General features: G+C 57.5%; 12 protein-coding genes and 2 pseudogenes. 6 read left to right on the forward strand and 8 right to left on the reverse strand.

Annotated elements, in window-relative coordinates:
- Positions 1-583: 583 nt before the first annotated feature.
- From CCGE531_RS30235 to CCGE531_RS34685, 4 genes are all read right to left on the reverse strand, one after another.
- Entirely contained in the window at positions 584-994 is a 411-nt protein-coding gene (locus CCGE531_RS30235; protein ID WP_028755370.1) for a DUF4168 domain-containing protein, read from the reverse strand.
- Between the two features lie 292 nt (positions 995-1,286).
- Positions 1,287-2,315 (reverse strand): LLM class flavin-dependent oxidoreductase, encoded by a 1,029-nt coding sequence (locus CCGE531_RS30240; RefSeq protein WP_120670724.1) that lies wholly within the window; start codon positions 2,313-2,315, stop codon positions 1,287-1,289.
- Positions 2,316-2,527: 212 nt separating this feature from the next.
- A complete protein-coding gene (locus CCGE531_RS30245; RefSeq protein ID WP_004120061.1) occupies positions 2,528-3,640 on the reverse strand; it encodes a histidinol-phosphate transaminase in 1,113 nt (370 codons plus the stop codon).
- Between the two features lie 418 nt (positions 3,641-4,058).
- Entirely contained in the window at positions 4,059-4,244 is a 186-nt protein-coding gene (locus tag CCGE531_RS34685) for a hypothetical protein (RefSeq protein WP_172831088.1), read from the reverse strand.
- Positions 4,245-5,000: 756 nt separating this feature from the next.
- On the opposite strand from CCGE531_RS34685, the pseudogene CCGE531_RS30255 reads away from it, so the two are divergent.
- The 4 genes and pseudogenes from CCGE531_RS30255 to CCGE531_RS35015 all read left to right on the forward strand — a co-directional run.
- Positions 5,001-5,411 (forward strand): annotated as a pseudogene (locus tag CCGE531_RS30255) (IS5-like element ISRtr4 family transposase); the annotation flags it as partial.
- A gap of 489 nt (positions 5,412-5,900) precedes the next feature.
- A complete protein-coding gene (gene ltrA / locus CCGE531_RS30260; RefSeq protein WP_205587002.1) occupies positions 5,901-7,223 on the forward strand; it encodes a group II intron reverse transcriptase/maturase in 1,323 nt (440 codons plus the stop codon).
- Positions 7,224-7,268: 45 nt separating this feature from the next.
- A complete protein-coding gene (locus tag CCGE531_RS30265) occupies positions 7,269-7,757 on the forward strand; it encodes an IS5 family transposase (RefSeq protein ID WP_281024490.1) in 489 nt (162 codons plus the stop codon).
- Positions 7,758-8,188: 431 nt separating this feature from the next.
- Positions 8,189-9,141, forward strand: a pseudogene (locus tag CCGE531_RS35015) (IS630 family transposase); the annotation flags it as partial.
- A gap of 331 nt (positions 9,142-9,472) precedes the next feature.
- Here the strand turns inward: CCGE531_RS35015 and CCGE531_RS30285 are convergent.
- Positions 9,473-10,579, reverse strand: coding sequence for an IS110 family transposase (locus tag CCGE531_RS30285; RefSeq protein WP_162944130.1), 1,107 nt, complete (start codon positions 10,577-10,579; stop codon positions 9,473-9,475).
- A 314-nt stretch (positions 10,580-10,893) separates the two neighbouring features.
- Between CCGE531_RS30285 and CCGE531_RS30290 the strand changes: the two genes are divergently transcribed.
- The gene (locus CCGE531_RS30290; RefSeq protein ID WP_065091965.1) at positions 10,894-12,318 is read left to right on the forward strand and encodes an IS701 family transposase; all 1,425 of its coding nucleotides are present in this window, start codon (positions 10,894-10,896) and stop codon (positions 12,316-12,318) included.
- A gap of 138 nt (positions 12,319-12,456) precedes the next feature.
- Positions 12,457-13,023, forward strand: a complete 567-nt coding sequence (locus tag CCGE531_RS30295; RefSeq protein ID WP_120671006.1) for a hypothetical protein — start codon at positions 12,457-12,459, stop codon at positions 13,021-13,023.
- A 264-nt stretch (positions 13,024-13,287) separates the two neighbouring features.
- Here the strand turns inward: CCGE531_RS30295 and CCGE531_RS30300 are convergent, their stop codons facing one another.
- The 3 genes from CCGE531_RS30300 to CCGE531_RS30315 form a co-directional block, all read right to left on the reverse strand.
- Positions 13,288-14,277 carry a LysR family transcriptional regulator gene (locus CCGE531_RS30300; RefSeq protein ID WP_120670731.1) on the reverse strand — a complete coding sequence of 330 codons (990 nt, stop codon included), beginning with the start codon at positions 14,275-14,277 and terminating at the stop codon, positions 13,288-13,290.
- A 113-nt stretch (positions 14,278-14,390) separates the two neighbouring features.
- Positions 14,391-14,981 (reverse strand): NodA family N-acyltransferase, encoded by a 591-nt coding sequence (locus tag CCGE531_RS30305; RefSeq protein ID WP_004112689.1) that lies wholly within the window; start codon positions 14,979-14,981, stop codon positions 14,391-14,393.
- 575 nt (positions 14,982-15,556) lie between these two features.
- Complete coding sequence (locus CCGE531_RS30315) at positions 15,557-16,312, reverse strand: aquaporin (protein ID WP_004112693.1); 756 nt, start codon at positions 16,310-16,312, stop codon at positions 15,557-15,559.
- Positions 16,313-16,738: the final 426 nt, after the last annotated feature.

A 16,738-nucleotide genomic window follows, 5' to 3' on the forward strand; every position in this document is an offset into this window, starting at 1 on the left:
GACCGCTTGCCAGCGTCAATCAGGCTGCTAAATTGGCAACCGTCCGCGACACAACAGTCCCATCCAGATTGTCGCGCAAGTTCCTCCCAGATCGCCGCGCTATACGCCGCGCGTTAATGCTGCCGGCAAGCTTATACGTTCCGGCGCCCGCTCGCCGACCGCTTTGACGATAGTGGGATTAGCTTAACACCGGGGACGCTAGTTTAGGGTAGCCGATCGCGAACATCGCTCATCCATGACCTCACGTTTTGCCGGTCTGTCTGCCGCTCAACGATGTCGGAGATGCGACTACGCCGTGAGGGCCACTTGGGTGATCTTGTTGGACAGTGGCACTTTGAGCCATCGGCAGATCCGGATAATGCACGCGCCCCGCCGAAGAGTAGATGATTGCGTCCATCGCTCGTATGTGACTGCTGGGCTGCCGGACAATTGCCGCAGGGTATCTTGTCGACGTGCTCACTGCCCAGTTGGATCAATGTCGCGGACATGGTCATGAAGAACCCCCGGTCAACGCCGTGCCAAGATTGTAGGACTCGGCGCGGCGATGGCGGGTGATCAAATTGATCGGTGATCGTGGGGTTGCTCACTGCTTTGCGGGCGCGGATTTCTGCAGTTTGTCGTCAAGTTTCTTCACGAGAACAGGATCCTTCTGTGCAGCGGCCAGAATTTCGTTGTATTCGTCCACTGAAATATTGGGAGAGGTCTGAACGGCCTGTATCATCTGTTTTCTTGCCTCGCTCCGTAGCTCTTGCTTCGCTGTCTCATCCGGCGCCGCCTTGATCTTGGCCGCGTACTCCTGCCTAATCTTGTCCACCTGGAGATAGGCGACGGCAAAAGCTTCGATCTTCTGGTCACTGATGGCCGCAGCCGCACCATTGCCATCTGGTTGCCCTTGGGCGGGTTGCGTCTCTTGCGCCGCTGCAGGATTGCTGAGAAACATCAAGCCCAAAACTGCAGCGGTCAACGATGCGGCAGAGATGTAACGATCGATCATTTTAATTCCTCTCATATAGTGCGGGGGACAAGGCTTCTTTCCCAGCGTAAAGCCAAAAGCGGTGATATAGCCGGCTTCGGTCGACGAGGATTCGGCGACAATGTGGCCTTCAATGCTTGCCATAGGACGATAGCGAGGCGATCATGATACCATGAACGGGGCGCTGCCGAGAACTTTGCCATCATCAGGAGCATATGAACCGGATGCGACGGCGAGGAGCTTGACGTTTAGCATCCAACTGGACGGCCAGCACGGCGCAGGAAAAGTTGTTGGGGCTCCAAATTATGGCGCATCAGTTAAGACGAGCCATAAATTCGGATTGAATAGTGGCTGCTGTGTAAAGGGAAGCATCCAGCGGCAGGGTCCCAAATGCAAGTTGACACAGAAGATAGTTGGCGCCTGCCTCTTCTACCTGGCTAAGTAATGTTTGTCTCACCGACGCCGCCGACCCTGCGATGCATAACTCGTTCTCAACCGCCTCGTCGAAAGTCAGCGGCAGGTTTGGTGGAGTCTGCAGGTCATTTAGCTCGTAAAGGAATTCAAAGCTGGCGAGCCAGTGTTCGTAAGCCGGCGCTGCGAGCACCCAGGCTTCGCGGTCAGAACGCCCAATCACGATCATGCGAAGCAAGCCACGAAACGAGGATTGATCATCTTCGCCCGTGTTCTCTTTTCGATGGGCGCGGAAGGCGTCAGTAATTTTGCGGACAGAAGAGGACGGTCCCAGGCACGCGATGTTTGCGCCGTTCGCAGCGGCCCAGCGGGCCGATTCGGGTCTACCTGTGGCAATCCACATCGGTGGATGCGGGCTTTGATGAGGTTTTAGTGTCAAAGGTATGTTGCTCAGCTCAAAATGCTGGCCCTTATGGGACAACGTGCCGCCTCTCATCGCATTAAGAAGAATTTCACTGGCTTCCGCATAGCAGCCTGGTGCCGCGTCCGCACACATCCCGAAATAACTTAATTCGATCGGGAGAGAACCGCGTCCAATCCCGACCTCAACTCTGCCGCCGCTCAATTGGTCCAGCATACAGATTTCTTCAAAAGCACGCAGCGGGTGATAAAGGGGCAGCAGCATGACAAGTGGCCCGATACGAATCCAACGCGTACGCTGCGCGACGCTCGATAAAAACAGATTTGGCGATGGCCCTCTCCCATGTGGAGTACAGTGGTGCTCAGCAAGGTGATAAGCGTAAAAACCAAGGCCGTCGCACGCCTCGGCTAACCTCAGGCGATCTGAGTACTGCTGGGCTATGTTGCAGCCGTTGTCGTCCAGATGATCGAAGATGCCGAAGGTCAGATTAGAAGGAATGGCATTTCCCATTCGATTGTCTCCAATGTTAGATGAAAGATGTCGATTCAAGCGATGAAGAGGCGGTCTATGCTCCGGCCGTGGTTCTCCACGACGAGGCATCAAAAGGCACCAGGGTCAGTGCAATCGCCGACACCGGTTGTGTCGACCTCATTTGGTGCGGAGATCTGGGTATCCCGGCCAAATCGACTTGGCTGTTTCTGTGGTGTCGGCAAAAACAAAGATTAGCCGTGCGTGACCGGCTGCATCTTCAGGCTTTTAGAAATGTCAGCGGCGGCTGATAGGAATGCATCCATTTGGGTTTTTGAACCGACGCTTACGCGAATATGATTTTCCAGGCCGTCATCGGGAAAGACGGCAACAAGTATCTTTCGTCTTCTCAACGATGCTTGCCACCACGTGCCGTTTTGCCCAGGTGGTGCGCGAGCAAGCAAGAAATTTGCATGAGACGGGGTCACCGAAAATCCGAGTTTAGAGAGTGCGGCCGTGGTTCGGTGTCTTTCATCTTTGATATGTTTGTGGTTCTCGGCGTAGGCGGCGCGGTGCGAGAGGATGCTGGTGCCGACCGCGTGGGCAATAAGATTCATATTGAAGAGATTTTGGCTGTTACGCAGCCTTCCGATAAGTTCAGGATGACCGAAGCCGAAACCAATGCGAATACCGGCGGCGGCGTAGCTTTTAGAAAATGTTCTTAAGACCAGCAGGTTCGAATGGCGATTGATAAGTCGTAGAGCATCGTCGGGCGCAAAATCGACATACGCCTCATCCAACACTATCAAACGGTCGGATTGCGCAGCGAGCCTGTCGATCTCGGCTATTGGAACAAAGGTTCCGCTCGGGTTATTCGGATTGGCCAGCAGGATGAACTTTGCCTCTTTTGCGGGACCGAGAAGCAATTGCTCTATCGGCAACGAATAAGCTTTGCTCCATTCGATTTCGAGAAATTGAGCACCCTGCAACAAGGCTAGTTTGCGGTTGAACGAAAAACCTGGCGACATCATCGCCACGCTATCACCCGGAGCAAGGAAAGCCCTGTAGATTAGCCCCAGCAGTTCAGACGATCCATTGCCGGCGATCACCTGATCGCGGGAGAGGCCATACGCATTGGCGGCCGCTTCCCGCAAGCAGCGATTATCATCCTCCGGATAAAGGTAATGCCGTTTGAGGGCGGCAATCGCGCTTCGCATCACCAGCATTGGCAACGGAAATGGATTCTCATTCGTGTCCAGCTTAACGCAATTGGCTTCAGGACCCGGCTGTTTAGCCGGAATAGCGTCGAGCTGTCTCACCGTCTGCGAAAGAGCCGAAAGCACACTTTGCAGTTTTGCATCAGACATATCTTTTCTCCGTATCAGTTAGTCGAACCCGCTAGCATGTGATCGGCAGTCCTAGCTGAAGCCCATGTATCTTCGTTCCGCTTCGACGACGGCAGCAACGATCATCCTGTCCGCAGATCGCCACGCAACGCTAACCCTCTAAAACCGCAATTTGCTCAAGCCTTTGAAATTAGAGCGGCGCCTTTGGACCAGCCGCCTCTCACGATGTGATTTGGCGGCCAATGCCGCCAGCTTGCCCCCGCCGTTTTCGAATGCGGCTCTCACCCGGCCCATCCCCTAAAGTGGTAGTCTCGGCAAAACTCCGAAGGCAGCTGACGGGATCGCAATCGCGACCGACCGCGTCGAGACCGGCAGAAACGTGCAGCTCGCTTGGACGATCACCACGGAAATCTTCATGAGGGCCTCCTGGAGCATGAAATTACAAGCCGAGAGCTACGGACTGGATCGAGACCTCAAACACGACCATGCGAGCGAGATCGATACCGTCCGTCGGCGGATTGGGTATTCTGATCTGCCCAATACCTTCGCCACTGATGAGCCGGCCGTCGCCAGTGGGATCAATGGGGACATCGTCGACATCCCTGCCGAGGAGGCTTATCGTCATGTGAACCACCACTGATTAGCATCGCCGACCCCACCGTCGGTGGAGCACTTCACCGCCTATTTACGCTTGATCGGCCCATCGGGATAATCGATTGATTTAATAGGACTCATCCAAATGTCGGATGGTTGCGGCAAGCTTCGCATCACAGCGGTGAAAATCGACCAGGGCAGGTGTCGTCGGTTCGTGCCCGCGGCGGCGTCGCTCGTGGCAGCGCAATAGACTGCCGGCCATGGCTCTCGCGGGCTCCTCGACTCACCGCCGCATCGACATTGCAATGTCCTAATCATCGTCTCGGCACGATTTGCTGCAGGCGATGTTCAGGCCGTCATTCCAACGCGATCGGAAGTACAGGCTCTCCCTTGAGTCTGATGCGGGCACTATCTCGCGATTTTCATTGGAGGATTAGGTTATCGTCGAATTTGGCGGCGATCGCCGGCTCCGCTCGTGCTGTCGGCACCCTCGCCGGCATTGGCGAGAAGACCGACCGGCGGGACTGGGTGTTCGAGGAAGCTGCGGGACTATAGCGCGGGCTTAATGCGAGCCTGGCTCGCGGGCAAATGACATATTTTGATGCAAGCGCCGCTGCGAGCAACCTCCCAGCGTCGAGAAGCATGTTGCCTCCAGCTGCAGCTCCTGATCCGCCTTTCCTTCGGATAGAGACGTAGCCGCAAATGCTTAGAGGCTGCCTCAAAAAGAGGTGGGTGATTTCAGCAGGTTATGATTCCTTCGGATTTGCGAGATTCGATGGAGAACACGATGGCCTGGACCAAAATCACCCGTCGGCAATATGCCCGGCGAACGGCACGCTACGCAAGCGATATGACGGATCGGGAATGGGGTCTGGTTCAGCCTTTCCTGCCAATGCCGCGCCGCTTGGGCCGCCCGCGGACCACGGATTTGCGAGAGGTGGTGAATGCCCTGCTTTACATCGCCACAACTGGTTGCCAATGGCGGATGCTGCCGAAGGATTTTCCACCCTGCTCGACCGTCCAGCGCTATTTCTATGAATGGAGAGCGTTGGGACTTTGGCCACGCATCAACCATCGTCTCGTGATGGAAACGCGCGAGTTGGAGGGCAAGGAGGCAAGCCCGACGGCCGGTGTGATCGATAGCCAGAGCGTCAAAACCACCGAAAGCGGCGGCATCCGGGGCTATGACGCGGGCAAGAGTGCGCCTCGAAGGCGCGTGTCACCAATGGAGGAAGGTTCCATCCAGAGAGTTGTCGATTGATCTGGTAGCTGACGAGCGGATCGGTCGGGTAACCGGCCGGTTCGAAGCCTCGTGACAAAGGCCGCCTTGGGCGGTTGAGCAATCCAGTGGGCCGTAACGCGAGTGAAGTCCGAGCAGGCCTCGAAAGAGTCGATGCAGATGCCGACCCGTCTCTTACCCGGGGAAGGCCGTGCGAACAGGGAAGCAATCGTCACAAGCACCTGTTCGGTCTGCCGGGGTATTGGGCACGGCACGCGGGAAGGGTGATGCGGGTAATCGAGGGAGACCCGTGCGGTCGGAGGTCGCGGCTTCGACATCGCTGATGGCGATGGACCGGACGGGAGTCGGACAGGGTCGTAAGACTGTCGATGCCGGGCAATGCCGGCGGAGGAAAGGACCCTGACTTCTGGCATGCTTTCGAAGATGGTGAGGAAAGGGTGATTGGCGATGAGCCTCGAAACACCTGAAAAGATCAGGAACCTACAGAGAAAGCTCTATTGTAAGGCGAAGGCGGAGCCCGCTTTCCGCTTCTATTTGCTCTACGACAAGATTTGCCGTGAAGACATTCTGCGCCATGCCTATGCGCTGGCCCGCGCCAATGCGGGAGCGCCTGGCGTCGACGGAGTGACCTTTACGCAGATCGAGGCGTCGGGCGTGGATGCGTGGTTGGCGGGCCTGCGCGAAGAACTCGTTTCGAAGACGTACCGACCCGATCCGGTGCGGCGGGTGATGATACCGAAGCCTGGGGGAGGCGAGCGTGCGCTCGGCATTCCCTCTATCCGCTGTCGCGTCATCCAGACCGCTGCCAAGCTCGTACTGGAACCAATCTTCGAGGCGGACTTCGAGGACGGTGCTTATGGTTATCGGCCGCGTCGCAGCGCGGTCGATGCAGTCAAGGAAACGCACCGGCTGATGTGCCGGGGCTACACCGACGTTGTCGACGCTGATTTGTCGAAATATTTTGACACGATCCCGCATTCGGACCTCCTCAAATCGGTGGCCCGACGCATCGTCGATCGGAGCGTGCTGCGGCTGATCAGGCTGTGGCTGCGAGCACCGGTCGAGGAGCGGGATGGCGACGGGAAACGGCGCATGACTGGCGGCAAGAGCAGCACACACGGCACGCCCCAAGGGGGTGTCGTCAGTCCGCTGCTCTCGGTCATCTACATGAACCGGTTCCTGAAGCACTGGCGTCTCAGCGGTCGGGGTGAAGAGTTCCGCGCGCACGTCATCTCTTATGCCGATGACTTCGTCATTCTCAGCCGCGATCATGCGGCCGAGGCGCTGGCGTGGACAAGGACGGTGATGACGAAACTCGGGCTGTCGCTCAACGAGGCGAAAACCTCGGTGAAGGATGCCCGGCGCGAACACTTCGACTTCCTTGGCTACTCGCTTGGACCACGTCATCTGCCCAACGGCGGCCGGTGGTACCTGGGAGCGAGCCCGTCCAGGAAGAGCGTGCAGCGGATCAAGACCAAGGTCAGCGCGCTGCTGACGCCGGGCAACAAGGGCACATGGCCTGAAGTTCGCAAGCGATTGAACCGCCTCCTGGGCGGTTGGGCCGCATACTTCTCCTATGGCGCTCTCGCATCGGCCTATGAAGGCGTCGATCGACACGTCTATGACCGCGTCACGAACTTCCTGTGCAGACGGCACAAAGTGCAAGGACGCAGCACGCGTCGATTCCCACGTGAACATGTTTACGGGGAATTGGGCGTGCTGTGTCTTCGACGCGAGCGCGGCAAGCAGTCGCCGTGGGCCTTACGATGAAGCCAGTCGGAAAGCCGGATGCGGGAAATCCGCACGTCCGGTTTGATGAGCGGGGAAAGGAAACGGAGCGAGCCTCGCAAGGGCCAGCCACCGCGCCTTTCCTCGACTCTACAGACCAAAGGCCGCAAGCGCCATATCATCGTCGATACGCTCGGCCTGATGGTCGCTCTCATGGTGCACAGCGCCGACATCCAGGATCGCGACGGTGCTCCCGATCTCCTGAAATCCATCCGCCACAGGTGGCCATGGTTACTGCATGTCTTCGCCGATGGTGGCTATGCGGGCGATAAGTTGAAGCGGCGACTGAAAAAGATCGGGCGCTGGACGATCGAGATCATCAAGCGCTCAGACAAGGCGAAAGGCTTCGAGGTTCTGCCGCGTCGATGGGTGGTCGAACGGACCTTCGCCTGGCTTGGCAGATGCCGCAGATTGGCCAAAGACGTCGAACGCTCGATCGCATCAGCCGAAGCGTGGATCATGATCGCCCACATTCGTCTCATCACCAGACGGCTAGCAAGGTATGGATATCGTTGAACGCTTTTCGAATCCGACTCTTAGCGCGACAGGGCCGACAAATATAACCGTCGGTTCTTTGCTTGGTGATTGGCACGGTTGTTGCGTCGTCTCAGGAAGACAGTGCACTAAGGAAAGGTCATGATGATTCATGGATGCTCGATGGCGATGGTCCTTGTCGGTGGATACCTTCTTGCTGCATCCGCAGGGGACTTGGCGGCGCTGAGGATGGTTTATCTGCGTCGCCATTGTCGATGGCTGATATATCCAATTTCGATACTTTCATGGTTCGCAGCCCACCGATTTCACTCGGCCTGGATCCGTTTTATGCCAAGTATGCTGACGCAGCAGGCATACCTATTCTTACTGATACCGCGTCCCGTTTAACTTGACTCTTTGGCCTTCCCAAAACGCGGTGAATCTGAATCTCTGGAGCAAACCGGAGGTCTGCGATGCGATCAGGGATTTCATTGCGTGAGGATTTTGACGGAGAAGGTCTGCGGCGGCTGGCGCGGCAGACGAAGGACGCCGCCCAGGCACGACGTTTGTTGGCGCTCGCGTCGATCTATGACGGAGGCTCGCGTTCCGATGCCGCCCGTCTCGGCAATGTCACGCTCCAGATCGTTCGGGACTGGGTCATGCGCTTCAACGAGCGTGGTCCCCAAGGCCTGATCAACGGCAAGGCTCCCGGTCCGCAGTCGCGATTAAACGATCAGCAGCGTGCGGCCTTGGCACAGGCCATCGAGCGCGGACCGACGCCCTATCTTGACGGCGTTGTGCGTTGGCGTCTGTGCGATCTGGTTCAATGGCTTTGGGAAGAGTTTCGCATCTCGGTGAGCGAGCAAACGCTGAGCCGTGAGGTGCGAGCCATGGGCTATCGCAAGCTTGCCGCACGGCCCAAACATCACGCGCAAGACCCCCAAGCCATTGAGGAATTTAAAAAAAGTTCCCCGCCGCGGTGGCAGAAATTGCCGCTGGAGCGGCACGAGGCAAGCAAATAGAAATCTGGTTCGAGGACGAAGCTCGCATCGGTCAGAAGAACAAGATCACGCGCCGGTGGGCCAAGCGCGGAACGCGACCTTCAGCGCCGCATGATCAACGCACCAGATCGGCCTACATCTTTGGCGCAATCTGCCCGAAGCTCGGCAAAGCGGCAGCGCTGGTCATGCCGTGGTGCGACACCTACGCGATGACGCAGCATCTGGCCGAAATCGCCCGTCATGTCGCCGATGACGCCCATGCCATCCTCATCATGGATCAGGCGGGATGGCACATGTCCAACAATCTCGTCGTGCCCGAAAACATAACGATCCTGCCGCTCCCGCCGAAATCGCCAGAGTTGAACCCGGTCGAAAACCTCTGGCTCTTCATGCGCGAGAATTGGCTCTCGAACCGAGTCTTCAAATCCTCTTATGTTCGTTGTCAAGTGGTCTAGGCATGACTGTGTCCCTTCCATCAGTGGTGATGAAGCCGTGTAGATGTAGCTGATATACAAAGTTGGAGGCAGAGCTTTCGACGACGGTTGGCATACTCTTATGCGCGGGTTGTTTACCGCATTTCCGTAGGTTCGTCCGGGGCTGCCTCTGTCTACGATCGGGCATGAGCTCAACGCTTGCCACGTGGATTTGGCGAGGATTCCCCACCGGGGCTCTGCCCCCAAGTTTATACATCAGCAGATATATGCGAATGCTGATTAGCTGCTTCCTTTCATGTGTTTAGGTTGGCGTTGATCATGCTTATGCGGCGGGAGCCACCTCTTGACCGATAGCCCACAGGAACGCCGCCATTTCCCGAGCGATGGCGATGATGGCTACTGCCTTGAGCTTCCCCGCGCCGATAAGTTGACGGTAGCGCGCGCATAGCCGAATCTGAGCTTTCCAGGCGATTTCGCGGACCGGCCGTGGCAGCCCTTCCAGTCTTACCTGAATGGCCCGACTTATCCGGGCCGGGTATCTATACGTCCACGCGCCCTCGATCAGAACACGGCGGGCCCGCGTACTTCCCGCCTTGGTGATACCCTTGCGTTTCACCCGTTCGCCCGTCGAGCTCTCGGACGGCACAAGCCCCAGATACGCCATCAGCTGCGGAGCCGTTTCGAAGCGCCTGACGTCGCCGATTTCAACCACGAAAGTCACCGCGGTGAGGAGCGAGACGCCGCGCATTGCCTGATAGGCTTCGACGACTGACGCCATCGACCAGGAGGCCACAGTGGCGGCGACCTGTTTGGTCAGCCGCTCTACCCGAACCTCGGCGTCTTCGATGGCCTGAATGTATTCTGCCAGAACGATGTGGTGGGCGGGATGGGTGAACGACAGCGCTGCCAACCATCGCCGATGGATTTGTGTCCAGGGCGAGCGGCCGCTATAAATATGACCGCGGCGCAGCAGGAAAGCCTGCAACTGCTGGCGGGATTTCTTCAGGGCATCGTTTGCAGCCTCACGAGCCCGGACCAGATCGCGGATCGCCTCATGGGTCTCGTCTGGAACCCAAACTCCCGTCAGTTCCCCCGCCCGGTGCAATCGCGCCAGGCTCACGGCGTCTCGCCGGTTGGTCTTGACCCGATCGCCTGACCGCTTGGGAATGAGCGATGGCGCAACAACCTCGCAAGTATGGCCAAGCTCAATGATCTGCCGATAAAGCTCGTATCCGGTCGGCCCCGCTTCGTAGCAGAAATGCAACCGCGAAGCTCGCTTCGCCAGCTTCTCCACCATCGAGGCGACCGATCCCGGATCCGACGAGATGTCTCCGTAAAACTTCACCTCACCGTTCCGCCCGCCGTCGGCGACCGCCACTGAGATCTTCAATTTCGATGTATCCAGCCCGATGAAAAGTTCGCTATCCATGTCCACGGTCCGTCCTCGCTTGAGCATGGGGCTCGGCACCGGCTCGTCCGGTGCGGCCGCCGTTTCATGCTTACTACGAAGGCGGGCTGCCTTCACCGTGCGAACATACGGTCTACGACGATATCGTCAATCACTGTTGCGACGCATGGCGAAAACTCGAAAGTCAGCCCTGGCGCATCATGTCCATCGGACGCAGAGAATGGGCCAATGCGTTCTGATCAATGAGAAGCCGTATGAGTCACAAAAAACGGGAGATTCGCGGTTTGCGATGATGTGCTAGCGTGGCGATTCGTGGTCAGCAGGAGCAAGCTGAGATGAATGGCCTGAGCGGAAGAAGTGAATCAGACTTTGCGGATTATGTCGAGAGGCTTGTCGATGTGATCGGCCATGCCGATCGGGCAGAGCCGCTGAAGGATTACTGCCTTGGCCTCATGCTGCCGGTGGAGCGCAAGAGTGTCGAGCCTCTGGCAGCGGTAACGGCACCGGCGAGGGTTTCGTCCAAGCATCAGTCGTTACTGCATTTCGTCGGTCAGGCGCCGTGGTCGGACGAGGCGCTTCTGCGGCGGATTGGCGATTTGGTGCTGCCGCTGATCGAGCGACATGGGCCGATCGAGGCGTGGATTGTAGATGACACCGGCTTTCCCAAGAAGGGCAGGCATTCGGTCGGGGTGGCGCGGCAATATTGTGGCCAACTCGGCAAGCAGGACAACTGCCAAGTCGCGGTCAGCTTGTCGATCGCCAACGTCGCAGCGAGCTTGCCGATTGCCTACCGGCTGTATCTACCCGAGATCTGGGCCGACGATGCCGAGCGGCGGCGCAAGGCGAAGATCCCTGACAGCGTCGCATTCCAGACCAAACCGGCCATCGCGCTGGAGCAGATCCGAGCCGCCCAGGCAGCCGGAGTGGCGCCCGGTGTGGTGTTGGCCGATGCCGGCTATGGCGTGGACGGCGCATTCCGCGCCGGCCTGTCGGCACTCGGCCTCGACTATGTCGTGGGCGTGCAGCCGACACTCAGCGTCTGGCGACCCGGCGAGGGACCATTGCCACCCGAGCCCTGGCGCGGAAAGGGGCGGCCAACCTCGCTGATGCGCCGCAGCCCCGAGCACAGCCCGATATCGGCCAAGGCGTTGGCGCAGGAACTGCCGCAAGATGCCTGGCAGATCATCGGCTGGCGGGAAGGAACCAACACTGACCTCAACTCTCGCTTCGCCGCCGTGCGCGTCAGGCCCGCGTCCAGGGATTACAAATTGACCGAGCCCCGCGCCGAGGAATGGCTGCTGATCGAATGGCCCGAGGGTGATGCCGAACCACTCAAATACTGGCTCTCCACTCTCCCGGCCGCCGCTTCGCTCGCAAAGCTCGTCAGCACCGCCAAGCTGCGCTGGCGCATCGAGCGCGACTATCAGGAACTCAAACAGGAACTCGGGCTCGGCCACTATGAGGGACGCGGTTGGCGCGGCTTCCATCATCATGCAAGCCTCTGCATTGCCGCTTACGGATTCCTCATCTCCCAAAGGGAGACGATTCCCCCCTCAGCGCCGCCCGAAACCAAAAACCGCCCGCAATCTGGCCTTCCCCAGGGTTATCGACCCCGCGGAGCCCCCGATCCGACCCGAGCGACACGTGTCGAATTCGATCGCCACAATCCGAAGGCACTTGACCGTCGCACTCAGTCGCAACCTCCAGCGATGTCCATGCTGCTCCCGGATGAAGGATCGATAAAATCCACAAATTTGTGACGCAGTAAGACTATTATCTCGTCCGAAAAGGTTCCAGACACGGCACTTTTAATCGCACGTGACATTGTCCTATACATGTTGTCAGAACGTCGTGATGTTCGCGATGCCTTAATCTGGGCCGGGGCGCGGGTGGGCATCATGGCGATCGACGAGACGACGACTGACATTCCGGAGCAGCGGGATTGGAAGAAGCCGGCGCCCGATGATCCCCGCCTCACCCCCGACGAACGGCGGAATTACGCCAACACGATCGACAAGATGACTGCCCGGGAATACTGGGCCCAACGGGCACGCGGCATGGGCGGGCTCTACACGACGGGGGCCGTGGAAAATTTGATGGGCGTGCCTGGCACTCGCTATTACGGAGGAAACATTCTTGTTCACGAATTCTCACATAATATCTTCAACGCGCTTCGCACGGTGGATCCTGATCTCGTCGCGCGAGTTGAAAAAGCCTATTTCCACGCCCGCGAGAAAGGACTCTGGGCGCGTTCGTATATGGAGAACACCGTCGATGAGTATTGGGCCGAAGGCACGCGGTTTTGGTTCAATACGAATACAGCTTACAGCCATGGTGCACTCACCGTCGCCACATCAGACGAGTTCGAGGCTCACGATCCAGAGCTCTACAATATCATGGCTGAAGTCTACCGCCATGATCACCACATTCTGGCGGATGTCTTTTACCGGCACTCTGCAAAGTAACGGCTAACGTCGATCGCCTCGGTAACGGGTGCTGAGCCTTATGCCTGCAGTCCGCAAAGGCGACCCGAGTTATGGCAGCTCGTCCTTCCTGTCGATCGGACCGCTGCAATTATTCGAGTTTTCGTTCAACTGGAGCATCCATGCTGTTCCGCTGCGCCCGGACGCAAAATAGCGTTGCGACCGGTTATCGCCGTGCGGTCGAACCCAATTGGCTTGTGTAAATCTTAAAGTGAAGGGCAAAGCACGTGACTTCTCCGCCCGTTATCAAGTTCGCCGATCGCAGGTGAGCCGGTCAGGGCCGGTGCTAATCCGGTGCATATGAGGTTCGGCCGCGCCCGGCGGCGAAATCATGTGGGACGCCTCCTTGAATAAGAGTTCGCGTATCCAGAGGCTTGCCGGATCACTATTGTGCAGAGCGGGCCATTGTACGGCTTCGGTGAACGGAAGGAGTAGTGGTAGCGGAAGCTCAACGATTTGCAGGGGTATGGTTTTTGCGAAATGCTGCGCCAGCCGTAAGGGCATGGTTCCTATGCGTTCGTTGCCCGAAACCATCGGCGGGATCATGCTGAAGCCATGCACGACGACGTCGATGCGTCTCTTGTGACCATATTCGAGCAAATACCATTCCTCGATGCCAGGCCTACGGACATTCCCAAACTTGACCACAACGTGTCCCATCGACATGTATCTCTCGAACGTAAACGGCTCTTCCAGTTGCTTGTTCGAGGTGCAGCCTACGCACACGTGGACATCATCGAACAGCCCTGCTCGGGGATGGGTGTTCGACGCGAACACTTCCGGCAAAATGAGAAGATCGACGTCGCCGCGCCGGAGTAAATCATCAGTGTCATCGCCCGGGGGCCGAAATTCGAAGCTGACAGCAGGAGCTTCCCGCGCCGCGCGCTCAACGACTTTTTCGAAAAATACGAGCGCGACGTAATCGGAAAGGATAACTTTGAAGCGACGATCCGATTGGGCGGGGTCAAACGGCTCTCTGGAAATAATGGAGAGCTGAACATGGAGCAGAGCATCTCGCAAGGCGGGTGCCAGGCTTTCTGCCCTAGGTGTGGGGATAAATTCGCGCCCAGCGATCGTAAACAGCTCATCTTGGAAGAAGGTGCGCAGCCGTGCGACCGCCGCGCTCATGGCTGGCTGGCTCAGGTTAATGCTGCGCGCCGCCGCCGTCAGATTACGTTCGCTCATCAGGGCGTCGAGCGCAACCAGAAGATTGAGATCAAGGCCATTGAACCGCATATTTCTTCATCCGATGGCGGCCGATATGATCCTGCCGATGACCGGACCGGATTGCGCTTGGGACAGTGAGCTCCACGAGGAGCCTGAGCACTTCCGCTAGCAGTCGAGGTAGCTCATAACTCCGGTCCGTTCCGGTCGATCATCGTACCGGCTGGCCAGGCGGAGATGGGCTGTCCAATCGGCATAATGATGACAAGCGGATCCTCGACACGGGTGGGCGGCAAGTCGATGCGTGCGTGTGGCAGCGTAGATCGTACGCTCACCTGCGACACAACAGTCAGTGGACTGTGTCGGCCGAATCTTTCAATGTGTTTCCGCAGCTCGGGTCGAACCGTACCGAAGGCGAATGGAACTTGAAACTTCTGCAATGTGGGAAGCATAACCTGAATCGAATGGGCGATGCCGAGCCCCTCGAGATCCGGACGCACTCCATATAAACCTAGCTCAGCCACCAAAAGGTCTACCCCGTCAACTTTGATGAAGCGGCGCAGCAAGCCCAGATGGGCCGCAACACCGATCGAGTCGTACGCGATCGCACGAAGCTCCGGTCTTGCTCCGGCCCAGCTTTGACTGCCTTGGAACGGCTTTGCATTAAACGCGCCAGTCGGCCCGTATGTCTTCCGAAAGAACTCGGCGAGTTCGACATGATCGGAGAGTTGCAACTCATTTTCCCAGCACAATTTCCACTGCACGTCTGCGCGCATTCAAAGACCTCTTCTTTTGACGCTGGCCGGACGATTTACGGCCTAAGGGTTGTTATTATATCGCTACGACAAGCAATGGTAGTATATCGGCACAAGTGCTGGCCGATGGCTTTCCTGCAAGGCTGATGCTCTTCGTCCTATGGACGCGGGCGAGGCGATATCCTTGACCCCAGCGGCCAATATCATGAGGCGAACCAAAACTGAAATGGCATTCCTTCATGGATCCATGAGCAGCGCTCATAATGGTGAGCAGAGAGTGTTTGCAGGTGAAGCCAAAAAGTGCTCGCGTTCGAACCGCTCACAGAGGACTCCTGAAGGAGCATCAGCCGCAATATCGATCGGACGTATTTTCGGCCGTTGGGCTAGGTCTGAATGGACCCAAGTTTTTTCCAATACTGGCCGCGGTCCGATTTTCCTCTCGGGAAAGAAGGTCGATGCGCCCTAAAGACGAGATTGGAACCGGCTTAGGTGACAATGAAACGGCGGAAATGGAATCACGTGACATGTAGCCCCATACTGGCTCGGGGGCGGGGCGGTTCGCCGCCAAGGAAATGTGAAGTCCGTCGAAATCCCGGTCAGGGGCGCGGTTGGAAGTGGCGAGCTGCATCAGCTCTACTTCGCCCTGCAAGAGTAGCGCCATTGCGCTTCAGCGAGTTGCTTGTTGGTCGAAACGCGAGAACTTCAGTGAGTTGCAGAAGGCCCGCCGCAACAGCACCGAGCATCGGTGCAATTATATAGAGCCAGAGCTGTGAGCGCGCCGTCTCCCCTGCAAAGAGCGCCGGGCCGAGCGACCGTGCAGGGTTTACAGAAGCACCCGAAACCGAAATGCCGGCCAGATGGATTGCGACTAAGGTAAGACCAATTGCAAAACCTGCGACAGTGCCCGCCCCTTCCTCGGTGGTGCTTTTGAGAAATACCGTTACAAACAGGAACGTGGAGATGAACTCAAACAGGAACACAGATCTGACCCCATAAGCTCCCCAGCCGTTTTGGGCGAAACCTTCTACGGCAATGTCGTAGCCACCGACTTTGTCCATGGCTATCACATAGAGAGCGCCTGCGGCCGCTATAGCCCCCGCACTTTGAGCCAAGACATACGCGAGGAAGTCCCACAGTCCAAACCGTCGCGAAACAAGAAAACCGAGGCTGACCGCGGGATTGAGATGAGCGCCTGATACTGGGCCAATCGCGTAGGCCATCGCCACCACTGTCATCCCGAAGGCAAGAGCGACACCGAGGGGGCCCACCTCGGAACGCATAAAGACGAGTGTGCCGCAGCCGAAGAAAATGAGCGCAAACGTTCCTAGTAATTCGCAAAAATATCTATTCATCCTTAACTCCGTTGATTGCATCTCTGCGGATATTTGTCGTCAACCTCGACATTCTCGCTGCCGACTGGGTTTTTGGCAGGTTATCGATGCAGTGTTCGCCAGAACCCTTTGACGCCCACAGGATCAATCGTCCGGTCCGTTCTGTGCCCTATGTCGTTGACTTCAATTTTGTGACGACCAGCCGAGATCAGGACCGGTGCCCTTGCTGCGGCTTGCTCCCGGCGGTCTGCGATAAACACACAAGTTTCGTGCCAAACAAAAGTGGGTCTACGGCAGAGCGATCACTCCGAGGGTCGATCTATCTGGCGTTCAAAAAAGTCTTGAGTCCGACAATAAGCGACATAGCAGACGCGTTGCAGTCTGAAGATTTGCGCGCAAGCGGCAGAACAATACTCGGAAACACCTTTTTGAAAGCGTATGCCTAGT

Source organism: Rhizobium sp. CCGE531 (assembly GCF_003627795.1).
Lineage (GTDB): Bacteria > Pseudomonadota > Alphaproteobacteria > Rhizobiales > Rhizobiaceae > Rhizobium.

Bases quoted from the DNA above. Each gene is read 5' to 3' on its own strand.
- CCGE531_RS30290 (WP_065091965.1), top strand. From the start codon at position 10,894: ATGAATGGCCTGAGCGGAAGAAGTGAATCAGACTTTGCGGATTATGTC.
- ltrA (WP_205587002.1), top strand. From the start codon at position 5,901: ATGAGCCTCGAAACACCTGAAAAGATCAGGAACCTACAGAGAAAGCTC.
- CCGE531_RS34685 (WP_172831088.1), bottom strand. From the start codon at position 4,244: ATGACGATAAGCCTCCTCGGCAGGGATGTCGACGATGTCCCCATTGAT.
- CCGE531_RS30295 (WP_120671006.1), top strand. From the start codon at position 12,457: ATGGCGATCGACGAGACGACGACTGACATTCCGGAGCAGCGGGATTGG.
- CCGE531_RS30245 (WP_004120061.1), bottom strand. From the start codon at position 3,640: ATGTCTGATGCAAAACTGCAAAGTGTGCTTTCGGCTCTTTCGCAGACG.
- CCGE531_RS30315 (WP_004112693.1), bottom strand. From the start codon at position 16,312: ATGAATAGATATTTTTGCGAATTACTAGGAACGTTTGCGCTCATTTTC.
- CCGE531_RS30300 (WP_120670731.1), bottom strand. From the start codon at position 14,277: ATGCGGTTCAATGGCCTTGATCTCAATCTTCTGGTTGCGCTCGACGCC.
- CCGE531_RS30285 (WP_162944130.1), bottom strand. From the start codon at position 10,579: ATGGATAGCGAACTTTTCATCGGGCTGGATACATCGAAATTGAAGATC.
- CCGE531_RS30235 (WP_028755370.1), bottom strand. From the start codon at position 994: ATGATCGATCGTTACATCTCTGCCGCATCGTTGACCGCTGCAGTTTTG.
- CCGE531_RS30265 (WP_281024490.1), top strand. From the start codon at position 7,269: ATGAGCGGGGAAAGGAAACGGAGCGAGCCTCGCAAGGGCCAGCCACCG.
- CCGE531_RS30305 (WP_004112689.1), bottom strand. From the start codon at position 14,981: ATGCGCGCAGACGTGCAGTGGAAATTGTGCTGGGAAAATGAGTTGCAA.
- CCGE531_RS30240 (WP_120670724.1), bottom strand. From the start codon at position 2,315: ATGGGAAATGCCATTCCTTCTAATCTGACCTTCGGCATCTTCGATCAT.